Below are 24040 nucleotides of genomic sequence, written 5' to 3'. Positions count from 1 at the left end.
CGCCCGAGGCAACCCTCGGGCGGGCGACGACTCAGAGCGAGCCGACCATCGGGCGGATCTCGACCGTGCCTGCCCGCAACTGCGGGTTCGGCGCCCGGCGCATCAGCTCGACGATCTCCGCGACCGAGCTTCCCTCCAGGATCCAGACCCCGGCGACCAGTTCCTTCGTCTCGGCGAACGGACCGTCCACCACCGCCGGTTCCGGTTGCCCGGCGGACCACACCAGCCGGGCGCCCTCGGAGCTGGGAGTGAGCCCTGCGGTCCGCACCAGATGCCCGGAGGCGGCCAGCTGCTCGTTGAAGAGGTCCATCTGCTCGACCAGCTCCGGACTCGGCGGCGTACCCGCTTCCGATTCCGCGCCGGCCTTCACGAGCACCATGAACCTCATCCGTTCTTCTCCGCTGCCTTCCGCAGTTTCTCCTCGGCTTCCTGCAGTTCCGGAGTGAAGTTGTCGCCGAAGTCCTCCGCTTCGGAAATGCGCCGGATCTCGATCTCGTGGTGCGCACCGTCGGTGTTCGGGGTCCGCTTGACCCATTCCACCGCCTCCTCGAGGGAGCGGACCTGCAGGATCCAGAAGCCGGCGATCAGTTCCTTGGTCTCGGCGAACGGACCGTCGAGCACGGCCGGTTCGGCGGTGCCCCCGAACCGGACCCGCGCGCCCTGGGAGCTGGGCTGCAGGCCCTCCCCCGCGAGCATCACCCCGGCCCGGACCAGGTCCTCGTTGAACTTGCCCATCTCCGCCAGCAATTCGGTGCTCGGCACCTGGCCCGCTTCGCTCTCTTCGCTGGCTTTCATGATCACCATGAATCGCATCCGCCTGAACCTTTCGCTCGTGGTGTGCCTTCATCACTGCGTCGAACGAGCGGGCGCCGGATCGACCCGGCGGCCGAGGTTTTTTCCCCGAGGCGAAACTAGCAGGCCGGCGGGGTCGAGGCGGATGAATCGGACAGGGGATAATCGGTGTCCGTGGCCCCTCTTCCCGACGATCTCCGCATCGCACTCGACGACGAGCTCGCCCGGTTTCCCGAAGCCCGGCTCACGCAGGCGGTCGACCGGCTCAGCAAGCGTTATCGACAAGGAGACTCCGCGACGTCACCGATCCTGGCGTCGGAGCTCGACGTCGCCGCGTACGCCGGGTACCGGATGCCGGCCACATACGCGGCGGTCTCGGCAGTACTGGCCGAGGTGGCCGCGGCAGCTCCCGAACTCGCGCCACGCACCCAGGTCGACGTCGGCGGCGGTACCGGTGCCGCGGTGTGGGCGGCTGCCGGCGTATGGCCGTCGCTGGAGAAGTGCACGGTGGTGGAGCAGGTCGCGGGTGCCCTCACGCTGGGCCGCAAGCTGGCCGCACACGCCGAGGCACCGGCAATCCGCTCCGCGATTTGGCAGCGTGGCCTGGCCGACCCCACCGGGCCTGGCCCCCAGGCCGACCTCGTCACGATGTCCTACGTGCTCGGCGAACTGCCCGAACCAGGTCGCGCCGACGTGGTCCGCTGGCTCGCCGCGCAAGCCGGCACAGTCGTGCTCGTGGAGCCCGGCACGCCCGCCGGATTCGCCCGCATCCGCGCCGCCAGGGACGTTCTGCGCGCACTGGACCGGCCCATCGTCGCCCCCTGTCCGCACGACGGCACCTGTCCGATCAGCCCTGGCGAGGATTGGTGCCACTTCGCCGCGCGGCTGCCCCGCAGCAGCCTCCACCGCAGGATCAAGTCGAGCACGCTCGGCTTCGAAGACGAGAAGTTCGCCTACGTCGCCGCGACCACGACACCGGCCGACCGGCCACCAGCCCGGATCATCCGCCACCCCCGCAAGCACAAGGGTTTCGTGCACCTGGACCTCTGCACCCCCGACGGCCTGGCCCCCGCAACCGTCGTGTCGAAACGCCAAGGCGCCCGTTACCGAGCAGCCAGATCCGCCGAATGGGGCGACGCCTGGACCACGGACTAACCCTCACGACGGTCCCACCCACAACCCGACCCCCCAGGCGATGCCCACCGGCGCCAGCCTCACCAGGCGACACCCACCGACCCGACCCCCACCAGGCGATGCCCGCCGGCGCCAGCCCCACCAGGCGATGCCCACCGGCGCAGCCTCACCAGGCGACACCCACCGACCCGACCCCCACCAGACGACACCCACCGACCCGACCCCCACCAGACGACACCCACCGACCCGACCCCCACCAGGCGATGCCCGCCGGCGCCAGCCCCACCAGGCGATGCCCACCGACCTCACCCCACGGCCGCCCACAACACCAGCTCGGCCCCGGTCTCCCACAACCACCACCCGACGCCGCCACAGGGCCGACCGCCGCCACGACTTCCACCGCCGGCGCGCAATCCAGTCGTGCCTACAGCAGACCGCCCGCCACCCCTTCGCTCCCGCACCTTCATCCGTCTTGACCCGCGCGCCTTCACTGCCGGGCCGCCCAACCAACCTTCACCCCTCCCAGCTCGACCGCCCACCTCCACCCGCGCACCTCCACCCGCGCGCCTTCACTGCCAGGCCGGCGAACCAATCTTCGCTGCGACACCTTCGCCCGCGCCTCCATCCGCGCGCCCGGCCAGCGACCTGGCCCGCTCACCTCACGTTCACCACCGCCTCACCGCCGCATCCACCGTCGACCGCACCGCCGCACCCACCGCCGCTCGTCCCGACGCACGAAGCCGGGCGCGGCGCCGGGGCTGTCGCCTCGGTCGCAAGGCCGAGGCGGTTCGACCGCCGGCAGGAGGCGGGCAGCGGCTTCGCACGGGACGATCGAGGGCATGACCGACCTCGGAGCCGCATGAACCGTTCGATCCCGTGGGTGGGGCGGCGTGGTCCGTCCGTCGCCGAAATCGTCGCGCTTGTCGCGTTGGCGGTGCTGGATGCCGTGCTGTTCCAGCGGTCCGGGCCGGCGGTGGGCTGGCTCGCCGTGGTCGTCACCGAATTCGCGCCGGGGCTGGGGCCGGTCGTCGCCCTGCTGGCCGTGTTGCGGCGGCGGTTCCCGGAGCGGATCGGCCTGATGGCCGCGGTGGTGTCCGGGCTGTCGTTGCTGGGTACCGCGATCGCCGCGGTCGTCGCGCTGCTCGGGCAGCGGCTGCCGGCGCAACCCAGCGGCACCGAGGTGCTCGCGGTCGCGCTGGTGGTCGGGTCGGCGTGCCACCACCTGCGGCTGCGGCCGGCGTTCGCGCTGGCCGCGGTGGGCGGGATCGCCGTCGCCGCCGCGCCGGTGGTGCGTTACGGCGTCGGCTCACCGCAGGCGTTGTTCTCCGCCGTGGGCGCGCTCGCCTGGGGTGCCGCGCTCGCGGTCGGGCTGTTGCTGCGCGACGCCGACGCCCGGGCGGGTGCCCGCGCGGCCGAGGTCCGCACCACCGAACGCCTCCGCCTCGCCCGCGAGCTGCACGATCTGGTCGCGCACCAGATCACCGGCATCGTCGTGCGGGTCCAGGCGGCGCACCGGATCGCCGAACGCACCGGCGGCGACACGGCCACGCTGGTCGAGATCGAAGCCACCGGCGCGGAAGCGCTCGCGTCGATGCGACGGCTGGTCGGCACTCTCCGCACCGCGGGCACCCACAACGAGGACCTGTTCAGCCTTCCGGACGGGCTCGCCGCGGCGGTGGACCGAGCCGTGCCCGACGACGGCACCGTCACCCTCGACGCGCCCGGGAACCTCGGCGAGCTGGACGTCACCCCCGAGGTGGTGATCACCGTGCACCGCCTGATCACCGAGGCCCTCACAAACGTTCGCAGGCACGCGCCGCAGGCGAAGGAGGTGCGCGTCCTGGTGCACCACGACCAGCGGTATCTGCAGGTGGAAGTCGTCAACGACGGTTCCGTACGTCCCGCTCGCCCGGGCGGCTACGGCCTGGTCGGCATGGCCGAACGGGTCGCCGCCGTCGGCGGTACGGTTTCCGCGGGCCCCGCGGACGGGCAGCGCTGGCGGGTGTCCGCCCGGCTGCCGCTGCGATCCGGCTGAACCACGGGTCAGGGAGGGAACGAGTGCCGGTACGAGTGCTGATCGCCGACGACCAGACGATGGTCCGCACCGGATTCCGGCTCATCCTGGAGGGCGAACCGGACATCGAGGTCGTCGGCGAGGCCGCGGACGGCCAGGACGCGGTGCGGCTGGCCCGCGAACTGCGTCCGGACGTCGTCCTGATGGACATCCAGATGCCCGGCGTCGACGGCCTGCAGGCGACGAGGCTGCTGGCCGGTCCCGAGGTCGCGAACCCGCTGCACGTGGTCATGGTGACCACCTTCGGGCTCGACGAGAACGTGCACGCCGCGCTGCGCGCCGGAGCGTGTGGCTTCCTGCTGAAGGACGCCGGCGCGACCCTGCTCATCGAAGCGGTGCACGCCGCCGCGCACGGCGAATCGCTCGTCTCGCCCGCCATCACCACCCGGTTGCTCGCCCACTTCGCCGAGACCGCGCCGCGGTCCAGGGACGATCCGGAAACCCCGTTCACGCAACGGGAACTCGACGTGGTCCGGGCGGTCGCGAACGGTCAGACCAACGCCGAGATCTGCGACTCACTCGTGGTGTCCCTGTCCACGGTGAAGACGCACCTCGCGGCGGCGCAGCGGAAACTACGGGCGCGCAACCGCACGGAAATCGCCATCTGGGCTTGGGAGACCGGTCTCGTGCCGTGAATTCGCCCGCACCACGTGCGTGCGCGTGACCAGATCTCCGAGACGCTGGTGCCGCGGCGTGCCGAAGATCAGCACCAGCCCGACCAGCCCCCAGGCGAACCCGTCCACCACCATCAGCAACTGGCGCACGACGAGCACCCACATTCCCGGTGTCGTCCCGTCCTCGGCCACGATCCGCAGCCGGAGCAGGCGCATGCCCGGCGTCTGCCCTTCGTGCCGGTACGCCCACCAGGTGGTCAGCAGCCAGAACCCCAGCGTGGAGACCGTGAGAACCACGATGGCCGCGATCCGCAGGAAGTCGATCAGCGCGATCAGCCCGGACGGCCGGAACACGAGCACCACCAGCACCATCAGTACCACCGCCGGCACCGTGACGATCGCCAAGTCGAAAGCCGCCTGAACCAGGCGACGGCCGGCGAGACCGAGCCCGTTCCGCCAGCGGGACCGCAACGGTGGCATGTCCACCATCATCGCGCCCGTCCCGCCACGTCGCCCGCCGGGGCCGCGACTCGATCTCGTACTCGCGACCGAGCCACCGGGACGACTTCGTACTCCGGGCCGATCGCTGTCCCGTTCGAAACCGCGAGACTCGGTGCCGTACCGAAAACGACACAGGACGTCATCAGCAGTTCCGACGGAAGGACAAGACAATGCACTGGCTGCCCCGAAACCGCGGCTTCGCCTGGCTCTACGTGATTGTCGGCGTGCTGCTGCTGGCTCTGCTGCTCGTGCAGCTGGGTTTCGACTCGGCCCCGGTGGACCGCGCCGCGATCACCCGCTACGTCCTCGACGGAGTCGCCACGGTCGTGTTCCTGGGCACCGGGATCGCCAAGCTGATCATCGTAGGCCACGAAGACTGAAACGTCGGTCACGGCGAATCGGCAAGCTCGTGACACCGTGGCGGACCGCTACCGGCGAGGCCCGTCCGCAATGCGGACCTCGCCGATGGTGGTCCACATCGGACACTTCGATGACGAGGCCAGGCGACGACGCCGCGTCCGGCACCGCGTCGACCGGAGCGGATCTTGTGCCAGGAAACCGGCTGCCGCGGTCGTGGCCCTGCTCACCCGCGAGCCGGGCGAGCGAGTGCCTAAACTGGCCGGGTGACCACCATCGACCCCACGCACCTCGGCCTCAGTCAGCTGCTGAAACTGGAACCTCTCGAGCTCAACCTGTTCCGCGGCTGGTGTCACCAGGGCTCCCCGCAGCGCGCGTTCGGTGGCCAGGTGGCTGCGCAGGCACTCACCGCCGCCGGCTCGACGGTGCCCTCCGAGCGGCACGTGCACTCGCTGCACGGCTATTTCATCCGCGGCGGGCGCACCGACACGCCGATCATCTACGAGGTCGAACGCACCCGTGACGGGGGTTCGTTCACCACCCGTCGAGTCGTGGCGATCCAGAACGGCGAAAGCATCTTCAGCCTGTCCGCGTCGTTCCAGCTCGAAGCCGACAGCAGCGAGCACCAGGCCCGGATGCCCGAGGCCCCGCCGCCGGACGAAGCGTCCGCCGGCGAGCAGGACGAGTCGCCGATCATGCTGTCGGCCATCGAGGTGCGCTTCGTCAGCGATCCGGGAACCGGATTGCCGGACAACGGCCGGGGCCCGCGGCAGCGCATGTGGGTACGAGCGAAGGAAGCACTGCCGGACACCCCGTTGGCGCACGTGTGCGCGCTGACCTACATCTCCGACATCCGGCTGGCGGGCACGGCCTGGCTGCCGCACCGCGACGAACCGGGAATCCCGCAGATCACCTCACTCGACCACGCGGTGTGGTTCCACCGTTCGTTCCGCGCCGACGAATGGCTGCTGTTCGACATGGAAAGCCCGAGCTACGCGGGCACCCGGGGGCTGACGCACGGCGAGTTCTACACCACCGACGGACGGCTGGCCGCCTCGGTCACCCAGGAAGTGCTGATGCGCCGCCGCTGAGTGTCCTTTGTGTCCGTCCGCTGTGGACTACTCAGCCGAGCCGGACCTGGACCGGTCCGGCCGGCTCGGGTCCGGTTTCGGTGACCGGCCTGCGCAGCACCATCGACAGCTGCCACGCCTCGAGCCCGGCCAGCACCGTGTTCGCCACCACGAGCAGCAGGTACAGCCCGGCCTGCGGGGACAGCGTGAACGGGTGCCGTCCCTCCGAACCCGACAGCAGCACGATGTGGCAGGTCACGACCACGATCATCGACGCGGCCGAGAGCGCACCCAGCACGATCAGCAGCAGGCGCAGCATCCGGGTCCGTCGCCAGTGCAGGTAGCCGGTTTGCACCAGATCGGGTGTGCTCACCATCACGAGACCGCAGCCGTAACCGGAGAACCCGCCGACGACGCCGCTGCCGGCGACCAGTGCCGTGGTGAGGTGGAAGGACACCGGCACGCGATAGGCGGCCAGGATCGCCGAGACGCACACGAGCAGGCCGAGCGGCAGGTGCGGCCAGCCGTACCAGGGCAGCCGCCGTTCCATCCGCAGGATCGTCGGCAGATCGACGTCGCGGTAGGACTCAGGGTCACGCAGGGGCATCGCGCCGTTCCTCTTCTCCCGGGACGACCCGGGTGTGCGGCGGTGACCGGCGCAGCCTAGGACAGCCCGTCCGGGCACGCAAAAGCCACCCTCGCCCACCGGGTCATCGCCACACCGGCCGCGGATCGACGAGAGGGCGATTTTCTGTCGGTGGTCCCGGTTACGCTTCGGGTATGAAGATCGACGAGCTCACCATCGCCGCCGAGGACCTCACGCAGGGCCAGTGGTTCCTGCACGAGCCCGCCCCCGGCCTGCGTTCGTGGCCCCTGCAGGTGGCCACCGCCGAAGTCCTGGACGACGCCGTCCGCATCGTCACCACCGACGAAGTGCGCGAACTGGTCTCCTACGCCCGCGACCGCCGCGTCCGGCTGGCCTCCTGAACCACCGCACCGGCCAAGACGAGCCCGGCTGAGCAACGGCTATGGCGGCGCGGCCTTTCGGGGAGGGAGAACCTGCCGGGGAGATTCGGTACTGGGGTGTGGCGCCGGGCATCTGGGGATGCCGGGGCGCTGAAGACTTACTCGGGGGCTTTGGGGGTTCGGGGGGTTGGGGGTTGGGTAGCCAATTCCGCGTGTCCCGGAGGTAGCGGTCTGGGGGCTCGGGGAGTGCGGGATTCAGGGGCAGTGGCGGCTCGTGCGCTGATGGCTTGACGGCTCGGAGCCCCTGGGACTGACTCACAGCTGGGCAGTTCGACACTGACGATTCACAGCTGGGCAGTCCAAACACCAACAACCCACAGCTCGGCAGTCCAAACACCGCCGAGTCACAGCTGGGCAATCCAACCACCGACGACCCACAACTCTGCGGCTCAAGCACCGGAAACTTGACAGCTCCGCACCTCACGCAGCGCGACTTGCCTGCTGGGACTGGAGCGCGCTGGCAGCCGAGGACGCCGACCCGGGGGCCGCCCGGAGTCGCCCGTGCTGGGGTTCAGCGGCGGTGGTTGCGAGTGGTGGCCATGCGGCGTTGCAGATCGTCGACCCACGGGGCGGTTCGGGTGGTTCCGTCGCGGTTCTTGTCCCACAGGATCCGGTGTCCGCTGCGGAGTGCTTTGGCCATGGTGACCGCGCCTTCCAGCAGCATGCTCAGTCCCAGCGTCAGCATCAGGGTGTTGCCCAGCACGGCCACCTGGCCAGGGTCGATCGCGCCCAGCAGGAGGTTCGCGCCGAACTTCACCGCCACGTTGACCACCAGCAGAACCACCGTCAGTGCCGTGTAGCGCATGTACACGACGCCGTCGCGGTCGAACAGGCGGATGGTCGCGCCGCGCAGGGCGCCGATGCCCGCGCTCAGCAGTGCGGTCACCACGAGGAATCCCAGCGCCACCGGGGAATGCAGCACGTTCTTCACGTCGCTCAACCCGATCAGCGTCAACACGCCCGGCAACACCAGCATCTGCTTCACCTGGGCCGGTTGCCCGGCCAGCCGCCGCAGCAACAGATACCCGATCGCCGCCACGATCACTACGGCTTCCAGTGGTCCACTCATCGCTCGCTCCCCGTCCTTCACCGGTCTGTTCCGGAAAAGTACGGCTGGACCACGGGTTTCGTCGTGCGGCGGGTACCGTATCCCCGGGTGGAGAAATCTCCACCCGGACGGGATCAGCTTCGCCGGTAGCCACCGTTGCCCGGGTCCGGTGGCGCGGCGTTGAGCGCGTAGCGCACCGCCTCGGCACGCGAGTGGAAACCGGCTTTCGCAAACAGGTTGTTGATGTGCGTCTTGACGGTCGCCTCACTGATCACCAGGTGCGCGGCGATCTCCGGATTCCGCAAACCGTCACCGATCAGGCCGAGGATTTCCTTCTCCCGCGCGGTGAAGCCGAACTCCTGCGCCCGTGCCGGGCGCGCCTGCCTGCTCGCCAGCGCCACCAGCCGCCGCTGTACCTCCGGTGCCAGCACGGTCTGCCCGGACCCCGCGCTGCGCACGGCCTGTTCGATCCGTGCCCGGTCGGCCTCCTTCGTCAGATAACCCACCGCGCCGGCCTGCAGCGCGGCCAGTATCGATTCGTCGTCGTCGAACGTGGTCAGCACCACGACCTGGGTTCCCGGTGCCAGCTCGGCGATCCGGGCGGTCGCGGCCACCCCGTCCAGAACCGGCATGTGCAGATCCATCAGCACCACGTCCGGGGTGTGCTCGGCGACCGCGGCCACCGCTTCCTCCCCGTTGGTCGCGGTGGCGGGCACCGTGATGTCCTCGGCCAGATCGAGCATCACGGCCAGCGCCTCCCGCACCACCGCCTGATCGTCCACGACCACGACCGACACACTCATTCCGGCACCTCCCAGCTCGTCCGCCCGTGCGCAGTCTGCCCGTTCCGGCCGGCGCGAGTCCACAAAGGAGTCGGTACGGCTGGGCTAGTCTCGGCCCGGTACCCCTTTTCCACGCGAGCACACAGGGAGGCAGCGATGGCCGGACCGGCCGGCAGAACCCCCGCGCTGAGGTCCGAACTGCTTCCCGACACGATGCTGCCACCGCTGCTGGCCGCGGTGGCGATCGTGGTCACGTCGTTCGAACTGAGCGGTGACCAGATCCTCTTCCGTCCGCTCGCGATCACGCTTTTCGTCCTCACCGCGGTTCTCGCGTTGTCCACTTTCGTCCCGTGGTCACGGATCGCGCCGGGTGGCCAGATCGCGCTTCTCGCGGGTTACGGCGTTTCCGCGGCGGCCCTGCTTCCGCTCGCCCTGTCGACTCTCGCGCCGGCGTTCGCTTTCGTGGCGTCCGCGAGCGCCGGCGCGAAGCTGGCCTCGCGTCGCGCCGCGGCCGTGATCGCCGGGGCGAACGCGTGTGCAGCCGTGCTCGCCTTGCTGATCGTCGGGTGGGTGTCGCCGGGCAGCGGCGGGTGGCCGTGGTGGCTCGGCTTCACTGTGGCGTTTCCGGCCTACATCGGAATGTCCCGCCAGGACCGGGCGGCCGCACTGGTCAACGCCGAACGCGCAGCGGTCGAAGCCCAGCGCGCAGCCGCCTCCGAAGCGCGGGAGGCCGCGCTGCTCGAACGGAACCGGATCGCCCGCGAATTGCACGACGTCCTCGGCCATTCGCTGACGGGTATCGCCATGCAACTCGACCTCGCCGACGCCCTCGCCACGAAGGGCCGAAGCGACGAAGCGAACACCGCCGTGCTGCGCGCGCGAGCCATCGCGGTGGACAGCGTGACGCAAATGCGCGAAGCAGTGCACGCATTGCGCGACGACAGCCGGACTCTTTCCGAAGCACTGAAAACGTTGGCGGAAAAGGAATCTGTCTCCTTCACCTGCACCGGCGAAGCGCGGCCGACCACGCCGGACGTGAGCCACGCGCTGCTGCGCGCCACCCAGGAAGCACTGACCAACGCGGCGAAGCACTCGCCCGGCTCGACCCGTCGAATCGAACTGGACTACCCGACCGACGCCGTACAGCTGACTGTCACGAACACGGCAGCGACCGGCGTCGGCCCGCCCGACGTCGGCGGCGGGACCGGCCTCGGCCTGACCGCGATGCGCGAACGCATCGCAGTCCTCGGCGGCACCGTCCGGACGGGCCCGACCGAGGACGGCGGCTGGGCAGTCGAAGCACGGATACCCGGCTGAAGGGTCGACCACTCGAACCGGGCACTCCCCGGCGAGCCACAGCGACCCGGACGGACCGGGCACTTCCCGGCGAGCCACGACGACCCGGGCGGATCCGACGCGAGCCACACCGACCCGGGGCAGCACCCGGACGTGGACCACGGCGACCCGGACGGTCACCGCCGGGTACCCGCCCGACCAGCCGCACCGGCGTGGCCGCCGATATACTCGGACCCGCCTGTTCCAGGCGTCGCCGGCATAGCTCAGTTGGTAGAGCAACTGCCTTGTAAGCAGTAGGTCAGGGGTTCGAGTCCCCTTGCCGGCTCCCCTCTCCCCCTGCCCCCTTCCTGCGGGCAAACACCCAGCTCAGGCACCATGAGCGGCGCCGGCGTCCGGCGTACGGCACGATCGTCGGCAGGTGTGGCACACGCCACTGCAACGGCCGGGCCGGGACGGCCGATGGTCCCCGGGAACGATGAGGAGGTGGGGATCGATCGTGAAGATCAACGAACGTGCCGGCCAGGGCAACGCGCGCAGAAGGTGGCCGATCCTCGAGCCTCCGCATCCGCGCTCCAGCCAGCGGGACCGGCCCAATCTGCTGCGCCGCCGGGCATGGCACATCCTCGAGGCGCCGACGGCCGAACAGCCCGCGGTGGAGACCGGGGAAACCCTCGGCCCGAAGCCGCCGGACGACGCGACGGTCAACTTCGTGCTGGACCTCGCCCTGCGCATCGGCGAGGTCCAGATGGCGAGTGGCGCCGGGGCGTCCGACGTCACCGCCACGATCCTCGCGCTCACCGCCGCGCTCGGGCTGCCGCACTGTGAGGTCGACGTGATCTTCACGTCGATCACCGTCACCTGCCACCGCGGTACCGACCTCGCGCCGGTCACCGCGTTGCGTGTGGTCCGCTCGCGCAGCCTCGACTACACGCGCCTCACCCAGGCGGAAATCCTGGTGCGCAAGATCGTGCGCGGGCACGTCGGCGCCGAGGAAGCACACACCGAACTGGACCGCATCACCTCCGCACCGCACCCGTACCCGCGGTGGGTCGCCACGATCGCCTGGGGCGGGCTGGCCGGGTTCATCACCCTGCTGCTCGGCGGCGGCCTCGACATCGCGCTGGTCGCGTTCGTCATCTCGTCGCTGATCGACCGGATCGGACGGCTGCTCAACCGCTACCACCTGCCGTTCTTCTTCCAGCAGGTGGTCGGTGGCCTGTTCGCCACGCTGACCGCGATGGCGGTGGTCAGCAGCGACATCCTGACCACCAACCAGCCGACGCTGGTGGTCGCCGCCGCGGTGACGGTGCTGTTGTCCGGGCTTTCCACGGTGTCCGCGGTGCAGGACGCGATCACCGGGTACAACGTGACCGCCGCCGGGCGCACCATGGAAGTGGCGCTGATGAGTGCGGGCCTGATCGCGGGAGTCGTGCTCGCCCTGCGGCTCGCCGTCCTGCTGAAACTGCCGAGCAGGCCGTTGCCGGATGTCACCGCCTCGACGCTGCAGGATCTGCCGATCGTGGTCGTCGCCGGGGCGGGCGCGGCCGCCTGCTTCGCGATCGCGTCGTACTCGACGGTGCGATCGATGCTCGTCGCCGCCGCGGCCGGCGCGATCGGGGCGCTGGTGTACGGCGGCCTGATGGTGGTCAGGTTCGACCAGGTGAGCTCGTCGGCGATCGCGGCGACACTCGTCGGGTTCTGCGGCGGCGTGCTCGCCCGACGGCTGCGGGTGACCCCGCTCGTGGTGGCCGTGTCCGGGATCACCCCCCTGTTGCCCGGCCTCTCCACCTATCGTGGTCTATACCAATTGGGGGTCGAGCCGGGCGCCAACATCTCCACGCTGATGACCGCGGTCGCCGTCGGACTCGCCCTCGCCGCGGGTGTTGTCCTGGGCGAATACCTCGCGCAACCGGTGCGCACCGGGCTCGGCAGGCTCGAACGCAAACTCGCCGGTCCCCGGATGGCCGGGCCGATGGAACCGAGCGAACGGCGTTTGGAGTAATCAGTTGGTCACCGGCCGGTCACGGTTCGCGCGCTAGGGTTTCACCGGGGCCGCGACCCGCCGATGACGAGGGAGCAGCTGAGTGACTGACGCGATTGCCGAGACCACGAGGACACCGTCCGCCGACTTCGTCGTGGTGGCGAACCGGCTGCCGGTCGACCTCGAGCACACCGCCGAGGGCGAGCGCCGCTGGACGGCGAGTCCGGGCGGGCTCGTGTCCGCGCTGGAACCGTTCCTGCGTTCCCGCAAGGGGGCCTGGGTCGGCTGGCCCGGCGTGCCGGACGTCGACGTGGACGAGTTCGACGACGACGGCCTCGTGCTGCACCCGGTGTCGCTCAGCTCGGCCGAGGTCCGCGACTACTACGAGGGCTTCTCCAACGCCACGCTGTGGCCGCTCTACCACGACGTGGTCGCGCCGCCGGTGTTCGACCGCTCGTGGTGGGACAGCTACGTGCGGGTGAACCGCCGCTTCGCCGAGGCGAGTGCCTCGGTCGCCGCACCGGGCGCCACCGTGTGGATCCAGGACTACCAGCTGCAGCTCGTCCCCACGATGCTGCGTGAGCTGCGCCCGGATCTGCGGATCGGGTTTTTCCTGCACATCCCGTTCCCGCCGGTGGAGCTGTTCATGCAGCTGCCCTGGCGCGCGGAGATCGTGCGCGGGCTGATCGGCGCCGACCTGATCGGCTTCCACCGGCCCGGCGGCGCGCAGAACTTCCTGTGGCTGGCCCGGCAGCTGGTCGGCCTGGAGCCCACCCGCGGCGCGGTCGGGGTGCGGTCACGGCCGGGCATGGTGCAGGTGGGCGACCGCACGGTCCGCGTCGGCGCGTTCCCGATCTCCATCGACGCGGCCGGCCTTGACACCCTTTCCCGGTCGAAGAGCGTGGTGGAGCGCGCCAAGCAGATCCGCGCCGAGCTGGGCAACCCGAAGGCGGTGCTGCTCGGCGTCGACCGGCTCGACTACACCAAGGGCATCGACCTGCGCCTGCAGGCCCTGCACGAACTGCTGCACGAGGAACGGCTGAAGCCCGAGGACGTCACCTTCGTGCAGCTGGCCACGCCCAGCCGCGAACGCGTCGAGCACTACCAGCGGATGCGTGGCGAGATCGAGCAGATGGTGGGCCGGATCAACGGCGAGTTCGGCCGCGTCGGCCATCCGGTCGTGCACTACCTGCACCAGTCGGTGAACCGGACCGAGCTGGCCGCGTTCTTCTCCGCGGCCGACGTCATGGTGGTGACTCCGCTGCGCGACGGGATGAACCTCGTGTGCAAGGAGTACGTCGCGAGCCGGGCGGATCTGGGCGGGGCACTCGTGCTGAGCGAGTTCGCCGGCGCGGCCTCCGAGCTGACCAGCGCTTTCCTCGTCAACCCACACGATCTGGACGGGGTGAAGAACGCGTTGGCGGCTGCCATTACGCTCGACCCCGCCGAGGGCCGACGCAGGATGCGCGCCATGCGTCGCCAGGTCCTCACCCACGACGTCGACCGGTGGGCGCGCTCGTTCCTGCAGGCGCTGGGTGCGGAGCCGGTCGACTGACCCTCCCCGTACCGCGCTGGACCTCCTGAGGAGGAGTGTTGACCGCCGAGGCGTTGCCCGCGGAGCTACGGCGCGCGATCGTGCAGATCGCCCGTACCCCGCGCCTGCTGGTCGCCTGTGACTACGACGGCACGTTGGCCCCGATCACGGCCAACCCGGACGAGGCCCGTCCGCTGCCCGAGTCCGTCCACGCGCTCAGATCGCTGGCAGGCCTGCACGAGACCACCACCGCGGTGATCTCCGGCCGGGCGTTGCGGGATCTGGCGACGTTGTCCCGGCTGCCGGCCGAGGTCAACCTCGTCGGCAGCCACGGGTCCGAGTTCGACATCGGTTTCATCCACGCCCTCGACGAGGACGCGCGGGCGCTGCACCGGCGGATCGAGACCGAGCTGGCGCAGCTGGTGGTCGACGTGCCCGGGGTGTCGCTCGAGGTCAAGCCGGCGAGCATCGCGGTGCACGTGCGCCGCGCCGAGCACGACGCCGGCCGGCGCGTACTCGCCGCCGTGCACGAGGGCCCGTGCACGTGGGAAGGCGTGACCACCACCGACGGCAAGGAGGTGGTCGAGCTCGCGGTCGTGCAGACGGACAAGGGCCGCGCGCTGGACACCCTGCGCCACCAGGTGGGCGCCACCGCCGCGGTGTTCCTCGGCGACGACGTGACCGACGAGAAGGCGTTCGCCCGGCTGTCCGGGCCGGACCTCGGGATCAAGGTCGGCGAGGGCGAGTCGCTGGCGGTCTGCCGGGTGCCCGACACCGTGGACGTCGCACTCGTGCTCGCGTTCATGCTGGAGGAGCGGCGGAACTGGCTGTACGGCGACTCCGCCCCGCCGATCGAGCGGTTGTCCATGCTGGCCAACGAGCGGTCCGTGGCGCTGGTGACCCCGGACGCCAAGCTGACCTGGCTGTGCCACCCGGGTCCGGACGCGCCCGCGGTGTTCGCCGACCTGCTGGGCGGCCCCGGCGCCGGGAACTTCGCGATCAAACCGCACCGCAACGGCCTGCCGCTGGGACAGCGGTACCTGCCGAACACGATGACGGTGGAGACCCGCTGGTCGAGGCTGCTCGTCACGGACTACCTGGAGCCGGAGAGCCCGGCGCACCGCACGGACATCGTCCGGGTGATCTCCGGGGAGGCGGCGGCCCAGATCGTCTTCGCGCCGCGCCCGGAGTTCGGCGGGGTGCCGGTGAAGCTGGTCGCCGAACCGGACGGCCTGCGTGTGCTGGGCACGTCGGAGCCGTTCGTGCTGCGGGCTCCGGGAGTCGCGTGGACGATCACCTCCGACGGGTTGCACGACACCGCGACCGCGCTCGTGCAGCCGGCCAAGGATCAGCCGGTGGTGCTCGAACTGCGGTGCGGCACCACGGATCTCGGCGCACACGAGTTGTCCGAAGTGGACCGTCGGGACCGGGCGGGGCGGTACTGGAGCGACTGGGCGGCGAAGCTCAAGCTGCCCACCGTGCAGACCGAGCTGGTGCGCCGTTCCGCACTGACCCTGCGCGGGCTGGTCAACACCGACTCCGGCGGCGTGCTGGCGGCCGCGACCTCGTCGCTGCCGGAGGAGATCGGCGGGGTCCGCAACTGGGACTACCGCTACTGCTGGATCCGCGACGCGGCGATGACCGTGCGGGAGCTGGTGCACCTCGGTTCGCACGAGGAGGCCGAGGGCTACCTGCGCTGGCTGCACGGCGTACTGTCCACTTTGGCCGGTCCGGAGCGGTTGCACCCGCTCTACACCCTGGCCGGCAGCGTGATCGGCGCCGAGGCGGTGATCGAGTCGCTGCCAGGGTATGCCGGATCGCGGCCGGTCCGCGTCGGCAACCTGGCCAACCACCAGGTGCAGCTGGACGTGTTCGGCCCGGTCGTGGAGCTGGTCGGCACGCTGGCCGCGGTGCGCGGCGAGCTACGCGACGAGGACTGGCAGATGGTGCGCGCGATGGCCGAGGCGGTCACCCGGCGCTGGAACGAGCCGGACCACGGCATCTGGGAGGAGCGGCACGTGCCGCGTCACCGGGTGTACTCGCGGGTGATGTGCTGGGTCACGATCGACCGCGCGGTGAAGCTCGGGCACGAGTACGGCCGCGACGTCCCGGGCGCATGGCCGCAGCTGCGTGACCGGATCAAGGCCGACGTGCTCGAGCACGGCTGGAACGAGGAGGTGCAGGCGTTCACCACCGCCTACGACGGCACCGACCTCGACGCGGCCTCGCTGTTCGTGGGCCTGACCGGCCTGATCGACCCGGCCGACGAGCGCTTCCAGCAGACCGTGACCGCGATCGAGGCGGAGCTGCGCAGCGGTTCCACGGTGTACCGCTACCGCCGCGACGACGGCCTCCCCGGCGGGGAGGGCGGCTTCCACATCTGCGCGGCCTGGCTGATCGAGGCCTACCTGCTCACCGGCCGCCGCGACGAGGCCGAGGAGCTGTTCACCCAGATCGTCGACGCGGCGGGCCCGACCGGGCTGCTCCCCGAGCAGTTCGACCCGATCGCGGAGCGGTCGCTGGGCAACCACCCGCAGGCGTACTCGCACCTCGGCCTGATCAGGTGCGCGAACCTGCTCGCCGCGAAGTCCTGAAGGGCACTCCGCGTTAGCACAGCCCGGTGAATGTGGCGTGAAGGTCACCTGGGGGAATACGTTTCCCCTAAGGTGACCTTCACGAGCATCTGCACGTTCATTCGACTTGTTCGGCGCGGAGGTGGCTGGTGAAGCAGTACTACGGACAGCAGGCCGCGGCGTACCTCCCGCTGCCGCCGCAGTTCGCGATGCGGGTCAGAGTGGGCTCCGCGGTCACCGGCATCGCGCTGCTCGCGGGCACGCTGCTGGTGTTCGCCCTCACCGCGTTCGTCAACCGTCCGCTGCACGGACAGAGCCTCCCCCGTACCGCACTCGGGACCGTCGGCCTGGTGCTGCCGGTGCTGTCGGTGGCCGCCATCGCGTTCGTGGTGCTGACCGCCCGCCGCTGCCTGCGCGGCGGCTACCTGGTGACCGCACGGGCCCGCACCACGCGAACCGCGCTGACTGTCTCCTTCACGGCCCTCAGCATCAGCTGCCTGCTGGCGCTGACCATCTCCGCACTGGCCGACGTCTGGGGCGACCACGCCCGCCTCGGCCTGACCGACCTGCTCGCCACCTTCGTGAACTTCGCACTGGGCACCATCGGCCACGGCGCGGGTCTCTGGTACATCCGCCCCTCGGTCCGCACACTGGAGAAGTTCAGCGACCACCCCATCTGGTGACTCCTGACGGCCCCTGGCGCCACGGCAGCCCCTTCCGCCCCGCGTCCGCGCGAGACCACCGTGCCTGGTCCCGTTGCGGAGCCGACTGAACGTGGACCGTGCCGCAGCTCCTCACCTCGGCATCGCTTCCGCACCTTGCTCGGCAGCTCGGCCCGGCACCATGGGCGCGGCGCTTCTCGGCATTCGACCCGACAGCACTCGCCCTGCCCTGCTCAACAGCTCCGCCCGGCACCACCCGCCACCCCGCGGGTCACTTCGCGTGGTTGGCCGCGTTCAGCGCACTCGCCACGTCCGGGACCTCCAGTACGCGGATGCCGTCCGGGATCTTGCCCGAGTCGGGGGGCACCAGGGCATGCGTGAAGCCCAGCCGGGCGGCTTCGGACAGCCGGCGGCCGACGTTCGGTACCCGCCGGATCTCGCCGGCGAGGCCGACTTCGCCGACCGCCACCAGGCGCGGCGACAGCGCGACGTCGTGCAGCGACGAAGTCAGCGCGAGAACCAGCGCGAGGTCGATGCCCGGTTCGGTGATCTTCATTCCGCCGACCGTGGCGACGTAGACGTCCTTGTCGCCGACCTTCATCCGTCCGCGCTTCTCCATCACCGCCAGCACCATCGCCACCCGCGCCGAGTCCAGGCCGCTCACCGCACGTCTCGGCTGGGGCATGCCGCTGCTCGACACCAGCGCCTGCACTTCACCGAGCAACGGTCGCTTGCCCTCGACCGCGACCGTGACCGCGGTGCCCGGCACCGGCTCCGCCGTACGGCTCAGGAAGAGGCCGGACGGATCGGGCACCCCGACGATGCCCTCCTCGGTCAGCTCGAAACAGCCGATCTCGTCCGCCGCGCCGAACCGGTTCTTCACTCCGCGCACCATGCGCAGCGTGGAGTGCTTGTCGCCCTCGAACTGGAGCACCACGTCCACGAGGTGCTCCAGCACCCGCGGCCCGGCCACCGAACCGTCCTTGGTGACATGTCCCACGAGGACCACGGGCAGCCCGCGTTCCTTCGCCAGCGCGACCAGCCCCGCGGTGACCGCGCGGACCTGCGTCACCCCTCCCGGAGATCCCTCCACCTGCGGCGAAGCCATCGTCTGCACCGAGTCGACGATCAGCACCCCCGGTTTGACCGCGTCCACGTGGCCGAGGATCGCGGACAGGTCGCTCTCCGCGGCGAGGAACATCTCGCCGTGCACGTTGCCGGTGCGTTCCGCCCGCAGCCGGACCTGTCCGGCCGACTCCTCACCGGTGACGTACAGCGCCCGACCGGCCGTGACGGCCCACTGGTAGGCCACCTCGAGCAGCAACGTGGACTTGCCCGCGCCCGGCTCGCCGGCGAGCAGCACGACCGCACCGGGCACCAGCCCGCCACCGAGCACGCGGTCGAGCTCGGACACCCCGGTCGGCTTCGCTCGCGAGGTCTCGACGTCGACTTCCGCGATCGGACGAGCCGGAGCGCTGGGCGCCCCGGCCGCGACCCGCGTGATCGCGGGCTTGGCGGTGCCGCGCTCCTCGAGCGTGCCCCAGGCCTGGCATTCCGGGCAGCGCCCGACCCACTTCGCCGTCTCGTACCCGCACTCCGCGCACCGGTGGACGGTGCTCGCCTTCTTCACCACAGCGCGAGGCTATCGGCGGGCACCGACAAAACCGTGCAGGAGCGCCTCAGGAACGCGCGTTCGTCGGCGCGGCGACCGGCAGCTCGACCACGATCGGGCCGGCGTTCTGGAACGTGAAGGTGACCGGAATGGTCATCCCCGGCCACAGCGGCTGCTTGAGCCCCTGCAACACGACGGTGCCGGTGCCCAGCTGGGTCTGCGCGCTCGAGGGTGGCGGCGAACCCGGGGTCCCGGTGGCGACGTTGTCCCCGGAGGCCGGCGGCTGCGCGGAGTCCGACGGGCTGTTCGACGCGCTGCCGGTGGCCGGCGGCGCGGCCTCGCTCGACGAGCCCTGCGCGGGCTTCTCCCCGGTGGCCTCGACGGCGCTCGCCGGGCCGATCACCAGCGAATGCCCGGCGACGATCGCGGTGTCGCCGCTGACGGCCGCCGGCGCGGAGGTGCCCGCCGAGGTGACCGAGACCAGCTTGTCGTCGCGCTGGCCCTGGTTGATGACCCTGAGCGCGAGCGGAGCGGTCTGGCCCGCGGCGTAGCCGGAGCCCTCCGCCGGGTACTGGACCGCGGCGTTGCGCAGGACCAGCGTCTTGACCTGGGCGTAGGTGCCGTTGACCGCGGGCTGCTGCGTGGCGGTCTGGGTGATCTGACCGGCCCCGCAACCGGCGAGCACGAGCGCGGCACCGAGCGCCGACACGCCCGCGCCGAGCACGCGGCGATTCTGCAGCCTCACGTCGGAGTCCTTCCCATCTCACGGCCTCGTCCGGACGAAGACTAGCCCGGCACCCTTCCGCGCGCGGAGGCGGAGGGGGTCGCCCGCGTCCAGGGCCCGAGATCAACTGTCCACATAGGATTCGTCGGCCGCTGATCACTGCCTCGCACCTCACCTGCATGAGCACGGGGAAATCGCGTTTGTCAAGCCCCGCTCAGGCCGCTGACCTGCGGCGACGGTCCCGGGTCACTAGGTGGCCGTCGGCGGACCGTGCTAAGCTGGATTCAGCGAAAGGGGCAGAGGACACATGGTTTTCAAGGTCGGAGAGACCGTCGTCTACCCGCACCACGGTGCCGCACTCATCGAAGCCATTGAGACCCGGGTGATCAAGGGCGAGGAAAAGAAGTACCTCGTGCTGAAGGTCGCGCAGGGGGATCTCACGGTTCGCGTGCCCGCGGACAATGCCGAGATTGTCGGCGTGCGCGATGTGGTCGGGCAAGAGGGACTGGATCGGGTTTTCGACGTATTGCGTGCTCCGCACACCGAGGAGCCCACGAACTGGTCTCGTCGGTACAAGGCCAACCTGGAGAAACTCGCCTCGGGCGATGTGAACAAGGTGGCCGAAGTGGTGCGCGACCTCTGGCGGCGGGAGAAGGACCGCGGACTTTCAGCCGGGGAAAAACGCATGCTGGCGAAAGCACGGCAGATTCTGGTCAGCGAGCTCGCACTCGCGGAGGGAACCGACGAGGACAAGGCGGAAACGCTGCTCGACGAAGTTCTGGAAACCGCGACGGTCTGACCCCGGGCCCCTCCGGTTCGCCGCCCCGGCAGCCGGTTCCCCTACGATCGCGACTCGATGAGCACTCAGCTGCGTAGCGTCGCGTTCGTGACTGTCGCACACCATCCCGCCGATTCCGAGCGTGCGCTCGTGGCGGTTCGTGGTGAAGCACTACTCACGCACACCGTGCGGGGGCTGCTCGGCACGCCGGAGATCGATCTGGTGGCCGTGGCAGCCCCCGAACGGTGTGCGCGGTTTTTTTCCGAGGCATTACCGCAATCCGAACGGTGCCGGGTGCTTTCCACCGCGTCACTGCGCGACGCATTCGCGGAAATAGCACCGAAGCTTTCTCCGGATTCCACGATATTGGTGCATGACGCACTGCGGGCATTCACTCCACAGCAGACGATCCGGCTCGTTCTGAACGCACTGGCCGCCGGTGCCGAACGCGTTGTTCCGGTCCTGCCGATGTCCGACACCGTGAAGACCACCGACGCCGCGGGAGTGATCACCGCCACCGTCGATCGCGACGGGCTGCGCAGCGCGCAAACTCCGATCGGGTACTCCCTGTCCGCGTTCCGTTCCGCGCTCTCCGGTTCAACGCTCTCCGGTTCGACAGACCCCGGCCTCGCCGACGCGGCGGGTGCCACCACCGTTCCCGGCGATCCGGACGCTATGCGCGTCGCGAGCGCCTTCGAACTCACCCTCGCCGAGGCACTGGTGGCCGGCGGTGACCGGGAGGATCCACTGTGAACGACCTGCGCGTGGGCAACGGGGTCGACGTCCACCCGATCGAACCCGGCCGCGAATGCTGGATGGCCGGGCTGCGCTGGCCGGACGCCGATGGCTGCGCCGGGCATTCCGACGGCGACGTGGCGGCGCACGCGCTGTGCGACGCGCTGCTGTCCGCGGCCGGGCTCGGTGATCTCGGCGCGGTGTTCGGCACCGGCGACCCGCGGATGGACGGCGCGCACGGCGCGGACATGCTCGCCGAGGTCCGCGCGCTGATCGAGGCGGCGGGCTGGCGGGTGGCCAACGCGACCGTGCAGGTCATCGGCAACCGCCCGAGGATCGGAAAACGGCGGGACGAAGCGCAGCAGGTGCTCGGCGCGGCGGTCGGCGGCCCGGTCAGCGTCGCCGGCACCACCTCCGACGGGCTCGGCCTCACCGGTCGCGGCGAGGGTGTCGCGGCCGTCGCGACGGCGCTGCTGATTCGAGACGGCGACGTTCGCGGCGAGTGACACCGGCCCGACGACTCGGGGTGACGTGAATCACACCGTTACCGGCCGTGGTGTCGCCGCCTCCGGGAAAATCACCGGAAACGCCGCCTGACCGGCAGCCGTCTTCGTGACTAGGGTTGGGGCGTGGCCATCAACGCGGTGTTGTTCGACTTCTCCGGCACGCTCTTCCGGCTCGAGCAGGACGCTTCCTGGCTCGCCGACGTCCGCGGCAACGACGGTGCGGTGCTCGACCTCGAGGCGCAGACCGAGCTGATGCGCCGGATGACCGCGCCGGTAGGCCAGGTCGTGGACTTGGACGAGGAGCACCGGCATGCCTGGCAGAACCGCGACCGCGATCCGGCCCTGCACCGGAAGGTGTACCTGGAGGTGCTGCGGCGCTCCGGGGTGCCCCGTCAGGACCAGGCCGAGGCGCTCTACCAGCGGCTGATCACCCCCGGCGAGTGGACGCCGTACCCGGACACCGAGGCGGCGCTCAAGGGCGTGTCCCGCACCGGCCGCAAGGTCGGCGTGCTCAGCAACATCGCGTTCGACATCCGGCCCGCGTTCGCCCAGCGCGGATGGGACTCCTACGTCACCGAGTTCACCCTGTCCTTCGAGGTCGGGGCGGTGAAACCGGAGCTGGAGATTTTCCGCAACGCGGTCGAGCGGCTCGGTGTGCGGGCGGCGGAGACGCTGATGATCGGCGACAGCGAGGAGGCCGACGGCGGTGCCCGCGCACTCGGCTGCGAGTTCGCCCTCGTCGACCCGACGCCCACCGTAACGCGGCCGGACGCCCTGCTCGGCGCATTGAGGGCACACGGTCTGCTCTGACGTCGCGCGACCTCGCCCACACCGACCCCGTACCCTTTGTACGTGGCTCTGCACCTGTATGACACGGCGACCCGTACCCAGCGGGAGTTCAGTCCCGTCCACAGCGGGACGGCGTCGGTCTACGTGTGTGGTGCCACCGTGCAGGGCGTGCCGCACATCGGGCACGTGCGCGGCATGCTGAACTACGACGTGCTGCGCCGCTGGCTGCTCCACAGTGGACTCGACGTGCTGCTGGTCCGCAACGTCACCGACATCGACGACAAGATCCTCACCAAGGCCGCCGACGCGGGCCGTCCGTGGTGGGAGTGGGCGGCCACGCACGAGCGGGCGTTCGAGCAGGCCTACGACGACCTCGGCTGCCTGCCCCCGTCGGTCACCCCGCGAGCGACCGGGCACGTGACCCAGATGGTCCGGCTGATGCAGCGGCTCATCGACAGCGGGCACGCCTACGCCGCGGACGGCGACGTCTACTTCTCGGTGAAATCGTTCCCCGGCTACGGGCAGCTGTCCGGCCAGCACCTCGACGAGGTGCAGCAGGGTGAGACTCCGGCGCGCGGCAAGCGCGACGCGCGGGACTTCACGCTGTGGAAGAGCGCGAAGCCGGGTGAGCCGTCGTGGCCGACGCCGTGGGGCGAGGGCAGGCCGGGCTGGCACCTGGAGTGCTCGGCGATGGCGACGAACTACCTCGGTGCCGAGTTCGACATCCACGGCGGCGGCGTCGACCTGGTGTTCCCGCACCACGAGAACGAGCGTACGCAGTCCAACGCGGTCGGCGACGGGTTCGCGCGGTACTGGCTGCACAACGCCTGGGTGACGATGTCCGGCGAGAAGATGTCGAAATCGCTGGGCAACACGGTGTCGATCCCCGCGATGCTGCAGCGTTACCGGGCCCCGGAGCTGCGGTACTACCTCGTGCAGCCGCACTACCGGTCCACTGTCGAGTACTCCGACGGCGCGGTGGCCGAAGCAGCGCAGGGTTACCGGCGGATCGAGGCGTTCCTGCGTCGTGCGGCCGCCGCCGGCGAGGTCGCGGCCGGCGCGGTGCCGGCGGAGTTCGCCACCGCGATGGACGACGACCTGGCCACGCCCGCCGCGTTCGCCGTGGTGCACAACACGGTGCGCGACGGTAACGCCGCCTTCGACAGCGGCGACACCACGAAGGCGCTGGAGCTGGCCGGTGCGGTACGCGGGATGACCGGCGTGCTGGGTCTCGACCCGCTCTCGTCCCGCTGGGCCGGAGGCGGTTCCGACACCCCGGTCCGCGATTCGCTGGGCCGGCTGGTGGAAGGCCTGCTGGCCGAGCGCCAGGAAGCGCGCGCGGCGAAGGACTTCGCCCGCGCGGACGCCGCCCGTGACCGCCTCACCGAGGCGGGCATCGCGGTGGAAGACACCCCGAACGGTCCGCAGTGGACGGTCAAGGACTCCTGAACG

The 24040-nt window shown here is 70.5% G+C and carries 24 protein-coding genes and 1 tRNA gene; 17 read left to right on the top strand and 8 right to left on the bottom strand.

Features of this window, described 5'->3' with window-relative positions; translation table 11 throughout:
* Positions 1–31: 31 nt before the first annotated feature.
* Together BJY18_RS26490 and BJY18_RS26485 are read right to left on the bottom strand one after the other, a co-directional pair.
* Complete coding sequence (locus BJY18_RS26490) at positions 32–388, bottom strand: YciI family protein (protein ID WP_184782651.1); 357 nt, start codon at positions 386–388, stop codon at positions 32–34.
* Entirely contained in the window at positions 385–813 is a 429-nt protein-coding gene (locus BJY18_RS26485) for a YciI family protein (RefSeq protein WP_184782650.1), read from the bottom strand. The genes BJY18_RS26490 and BJY18_RS26485 overlap by 4 nt, the downstream gene beginning before the upstream one ends.
* Positions 814–966: 153 nt before the next feature.
* Here BJY18_RS26485 and BJY18_RS26480 point away from each other — a divergent pair, with 153 nt between their 5' ends.
* The 3 genes from BJY18_RS26480 to BJY18_RS26470 all read left to right on the top strand — a co-directional run bounded on the left by BJY18_RS26480 (position 967) and on the right by BJY18_RS26470 (position 4635).
* Positions 967–1947: a small ribosomal subunit Rsm22 family protein gene (locus BJY18_RS26480; protein WP_184782649.1), complete on the top strand. Its 981-nt coding sequence runs from the start codon at positions 967–969 to the stop codon at positions 1945–1947.
* Positions 1948–2785: 838 nt separating this feature from the next.
* Positions 2786–3961 (top strand): histidine kinase, encoded by a 1176-nt coding sequence (locus tag BJY18_RS26475; RefSeq protein WP_184782648.1) that lies wholly within the window; start codon positions 2786–2788, stop codon positions 3959–3961.
* Between the two features lie 23 nt (positions 3962–3984).
* Positions 3985–4635 (top strand): response regulator, encoded by a 651-nt coding sequence (locus tag BJY18_RS26470; RefSeq protein ID WP_184782647.1) that lies wholly within the window; start codon positions 3985–3987, stop codon positions 4633–4635.
* Here the strand turns inward: BJY18_RS26470 and BJY18_RS26465 are convergent.
* Positions 4573–5094 (bottom strand): RDD family protein, encoded by a 522-nt coding sequence (locus BJY18_RS26465; RefSeq protein WP_184782646.1) that lies wholly within the window; start codon positions 5092–5094, stop codon positions 4573–4575. The genes BJY18_RS26470 and BJY18_RS26465 overlap by 63 nt on opposite strands.
* Positions 5095–5285: 191 nt before the next feature.
* On the opposite strand from BJY18_RS26465, the gene BJY18_RS26460 reads away from it, so the two are divergent.
* Together BJY18_RS26460 and BJY18_RS26455 are read left to right on the top strand one after the other, a co-directional pair.
* On the top strand, positions 5286–5495 hold the full coding sequence (locus BJY18_RS26460; protein ID WP_184782645.1) for a hypothetical protein: 210 nt from the start codon (positions 5286–5288) through the stop codon (positions 5493–5495).
* A 243-nt stretch (positions 5496–5738) separates the two neighbouring features.
* Complete coding sequence (locus BJY18_RS26455) at positions 5739–6563, top strand: acyl-CoA thioesterase (protein WP_184782644.1); 825 nt, start codon at positions 5739–5741, stop codon at positions 6561–6563.
* A 31-nt stretch (positions 6564–6594) separates the two neighbouring features.
* Here BJY18_RS26455 and BJY18_RS26450 read toward each other — a convergent pair whose 3' ends face one another.
* The gene (locus BJY18_RS26450; RefSeq protein ID WP_184782643.1) at positions 6595–7149 is read right to left on the bottom strand and encodes a hypothetical protein; all 555 of its coding nucleotides are present in this window, start codon (positions 7147–7149) and stop codon (positions 6595–6597) included.
* A 173-nt stretch (positions 7150–7322) separates the two neighbouring features.
* Here BJY18_RS26450 and BJY18_RS26445 point away from each other — a divergent pair, with 173 nt between their 5' ends.
* On the top strand, positions 7323–7529 hold the full coding sequence (locus BJY18_RS26445; RefSeq protein ID WP_184782642.1) for a hypothetical protein: 207 nt from the start codon (positions 7323–7325) through the stop codon (positions 7527–7529).
* A gap of 550 nt (positions 7530–8079) precedes the next feature.
* Here BJY18_RS26445 and BJY18_RS26440 read toward each other — a convergent pair.
* The gene (locus BJY18_RS26440; RefSeq protein WP_184782641.1) at positions 8080–8637 is read right to left on the bottom strand and encodes a DUF1453 domain-containing protein; all 558 of its coding nucleotides are present in this window, start codon (positions 8635–8637) and stop codon (positions 8080–8082) included.
* Positions 8638–8750: 113 nt separating this feature from the next.
* Entirely contained in the window at positions 8751–9419 is a 669-nt protein-coding gene (locus tag BJY18_RS26435) for a response regulator (protein WP_184782640.1), read from the bottom strand.
* A 135-nt stretch (positions 9420–9554) separates the two neighbouring features.
* Here BJY18_RS26435 and BJY18_RS26430 point away from each other — a divergent pair, with 135 nt between their 5' ends.
* From BJY18_RS26430 to BJY18_RS26405, 6 genes are all read left to right on the top strand, one after another.
* Entirely contained in the window at positions 9555–10715 is a 1161-nt protein-coding gene (locus BJY18_RS26430) for a sensor histidine kinase (protein ID WP_184782639.1), read from the top strand.
* A gap of 231 nt (positions 10716–10946) precedes the next feature.
* A tRNA-Thr gene (locus tag BJY18_RS26425) sits at positions 10947–11019 on the top strand.
* 171 nt (positions 11020–11190) lie between these two features.
* Complete coding sequence (locus BJY18_RS26420) at positions 11191–12696, top strand: threonine/serine exporter family protein (protein WP_312873966.1); 1506 nt, start codon at positions 11191–11193, stop codon at positions 12694–12696.
* Positions 12697–12778: 82 nt separating this feature from the next.
* Positions 12779–14230 carry an alpha,alpha-trehalose-phosphate synthase (UDP-forming) gene (locus BJY18_RS26415; RefSeq protein ID WP_184782637.1) on the top strand — a complete coding sequence of 484 codons (1452 nt, stop codon included), beginning with the start codon at positions 12779–12781 and terminating at the stop codon, positions 14228–14230.
* Positions 14231–14268: 38 nt separating this feature from the next.
* A complete protein-coding gene (gene otsB / locus BJY18_RS26410) occupies positions 14269–16803 on the top strand; it encodes a trehalose-phosphatase (RefSeq protein WP_184782636.1) in 2535 nt (844 codons plus the stop codon).
* A 128-nt stretch (positions 16804–16931) separates the two neighbouring features.
* Positions 16932–17465 carry a hypothetical protein gene (locus tag BJY18_RS26405; RefSeq protein WP_184782635.1) on the top strand — a complete coding sequence of 178 codons (534 nt, stop codon included), beginning with the start codon at positions 16932–16934 and terminating at the stop codon, positions 17463–17465.
* A gap of 250 nt (positions 17466–17715) precedes the next feature.
* Here BJY18_RS26405 and radA read toward each other — a convergent pair whose 3' ends face one another.
* Together radA and BJY18_RS26395 are read right to left on the bottom strand one after the other, a co-directional pair.
* Positions 17716–19077, bottom strand: coding sequence for a DNA repair protein RadA (gene radA / locus BJY18_RS26400; protein WP_184782634.1), 1362 nt, complete (start codon positions 19075–19077; stop codon positions 17716–17718).
* Positions 19078–19123: 46 nt separating this feature from the next.
* Positions 19124–19801, bottom strand: a complete 678-nt coding sequence (locus BJY18_RS26395) for a copper chaperone PCu(A)C domain-containing protein (protein WP_184782633.1) — start codon at positions 19799–19801, stop codon at positions 19124–19126.
* Between the two features lie 286 nt (positions 19802–20087).
* On the opposite strand from BJY18_RS26395, the gene BJY18_RS26390 reads away from it, so the two are divergent.
* The 5 genes from BJY18_RS26390 (at position 20088) to cysS (ending at position 24037) form a co-directional block, all read left to right on the top strand.
* On the top strand, positions 20088–20579 hold the full coding sequence (locus BJY18_RS26390; RefSeq protein ID WP_184782632.1) for a CarD family transcriptional regulator: 492 nt from the start codon (positions 20088–20090) through the stop codon (positions 20577–20579).
* A gap of 87 nt (positions 20580–20666) precedes the next feature.
* Positions 20667–21311: an IspD/TarI family cytidylyltransferase gene (locus BJY18_RS26385; RefSeq protein WP_312873965.1), complete on the top strand. Its 645-nt coding sequence runs from the start codon at positions 20667–20669 to the stop codon at positions 21309–21311.
* A 5-nt stretch (positions 21312–21316) separates the two neighbouring features.
* Complete coding sequence (gene ispF, locus BJY18_RS26380) at positions 21317–21799, top strand: 2-C-methyl-D-erythritol 2,4-cyclodiphosphate synthase (protein ID WP_184784852.1); 483 nt, start codon at positions 21317–21319, stop codon at positions 21797–21799.
* Between the two features lie 123 nt (positions 21800–21922).
* A complete protein-coding gene (locus BJY18_RS26375) occupies positions 21923–22609 on the top strand; it encodes an HAD family hydrolase (protein ID WP_184782631.1) in 687 nt (228 codons plus the stop codon).
* A 42-nt stretch (positions 22610–22651) separates the two neighbouring features.
* Complete coding sequence (gene cysS, locus BJY18_RS26370; RefSeq protein ID WP_184782630.1) at positions 22652–24037, top strand: cysteine--tRNA ligase; 1386 nt, start codon at positions 22652–22654, stop codon at positions 24035–24037.
* The last annotated feature ends 3 nt before the right edge of the window (positions 24038–24040 follow it).

Origin of the sequence: Amycolatopsis jiangsuensis (genome assembly GCF_014204865.1) — a bacterium.
GTDB lineage: Bacteria > Actinomycetota > Actinomycetes > Mycobacteriales > Pseudonocardiaceae > Amycolatopsis > Amycolatopsis jiangsuensis.
The sequence above is the reverse complement of the archived record's forward strand: the minus strand, read 5'-3'. Positions and strand labels throughout refer to the sequence as shown.

Excerpts from the sequence above, each read along its gene's own strand:
- BJY18_RS26445 (WP_184782642.1), top strand. The coding sequence starts at position 7,323 with ATGAAGATCGACGAGCTCACCATCGCCGCCGAGGACCTCACGCAGGGC.
- BJY18_RS26475 (WP_184782648.1), top strand. The coding sequence starts at position 2,786 with ATGAACCGTTCGATCCCGTGGGTGGGGCGGCGTGGTCCGTCCGTCGCC.
- BJY18_RS26465 (WP_184782646.1), bottom strand. The coding sequence starts at position 5,094 with ATGCCACCGTTGCGGTCCCGCTGGCGGAACGGGCTCGGTCTCGCCGGC.
- BJY18_RS26490 (WP_184782651.1), bottom strand. The coding sequence starts at position 388 with ATGAGGTTCATGGTGCTCGTGAAGGCCGGCGCGGAATCGGAAGCGGGT.
- BJY18_RS26460 (WP_184782645.1), top strand. The coding sequence starts at position 5,286 with ATGCACTGGCTGCCCCGAAACCGCGGCTTCGCCTGGCTCTACGTGATT.
- BJY18_RS26435 (WP_184782640.1), bottom strand. The coding sequence starts at position 9,419 with ATGAGTGTGTCGGTCGTGGTCGTGGACGATCAGGCGGTGGTGCGGGAG.
- BJY18_RS26450 (WP_184782643.1), bottom strand. The coding sequence starts at position 7,149 with ATGCCCCTGCGTGACCCTGAGTCCTACCGCGACGTCGATCTGCCGACG.
- BJY18_RS26430 (WP_184782639.1), top strand. The coding sequence starts at position 9,555 with ATGGCCGGACCGGCCGGCAGAACCCCCGCGCTGAGGTCCGAACTGCTT.
- BJY18_RS26440 (WP_184782641.1), bottom strand. The coding sequence starts at position 8,637 with ATGAGTGGACCACTGGAAGCCGTAGTGATCGTGGCGGCGATCGGGTAT.
- BJY18_RS26485 (WP_184782650.1), bottom strand. The coding sequence starts at position 813 with ATGCGATTCATGGTGATCATGAAAGCCAGCGAAGAGAGCGAAGCGGGC.
- BJY18_RS26390 (WP_184782632.1), top strand. The coding sequence starts at position 20,088 with ATGGTTTTCAAGGTCGGAGAGACCGTCGTCTACCCGCACCACGGTGCC.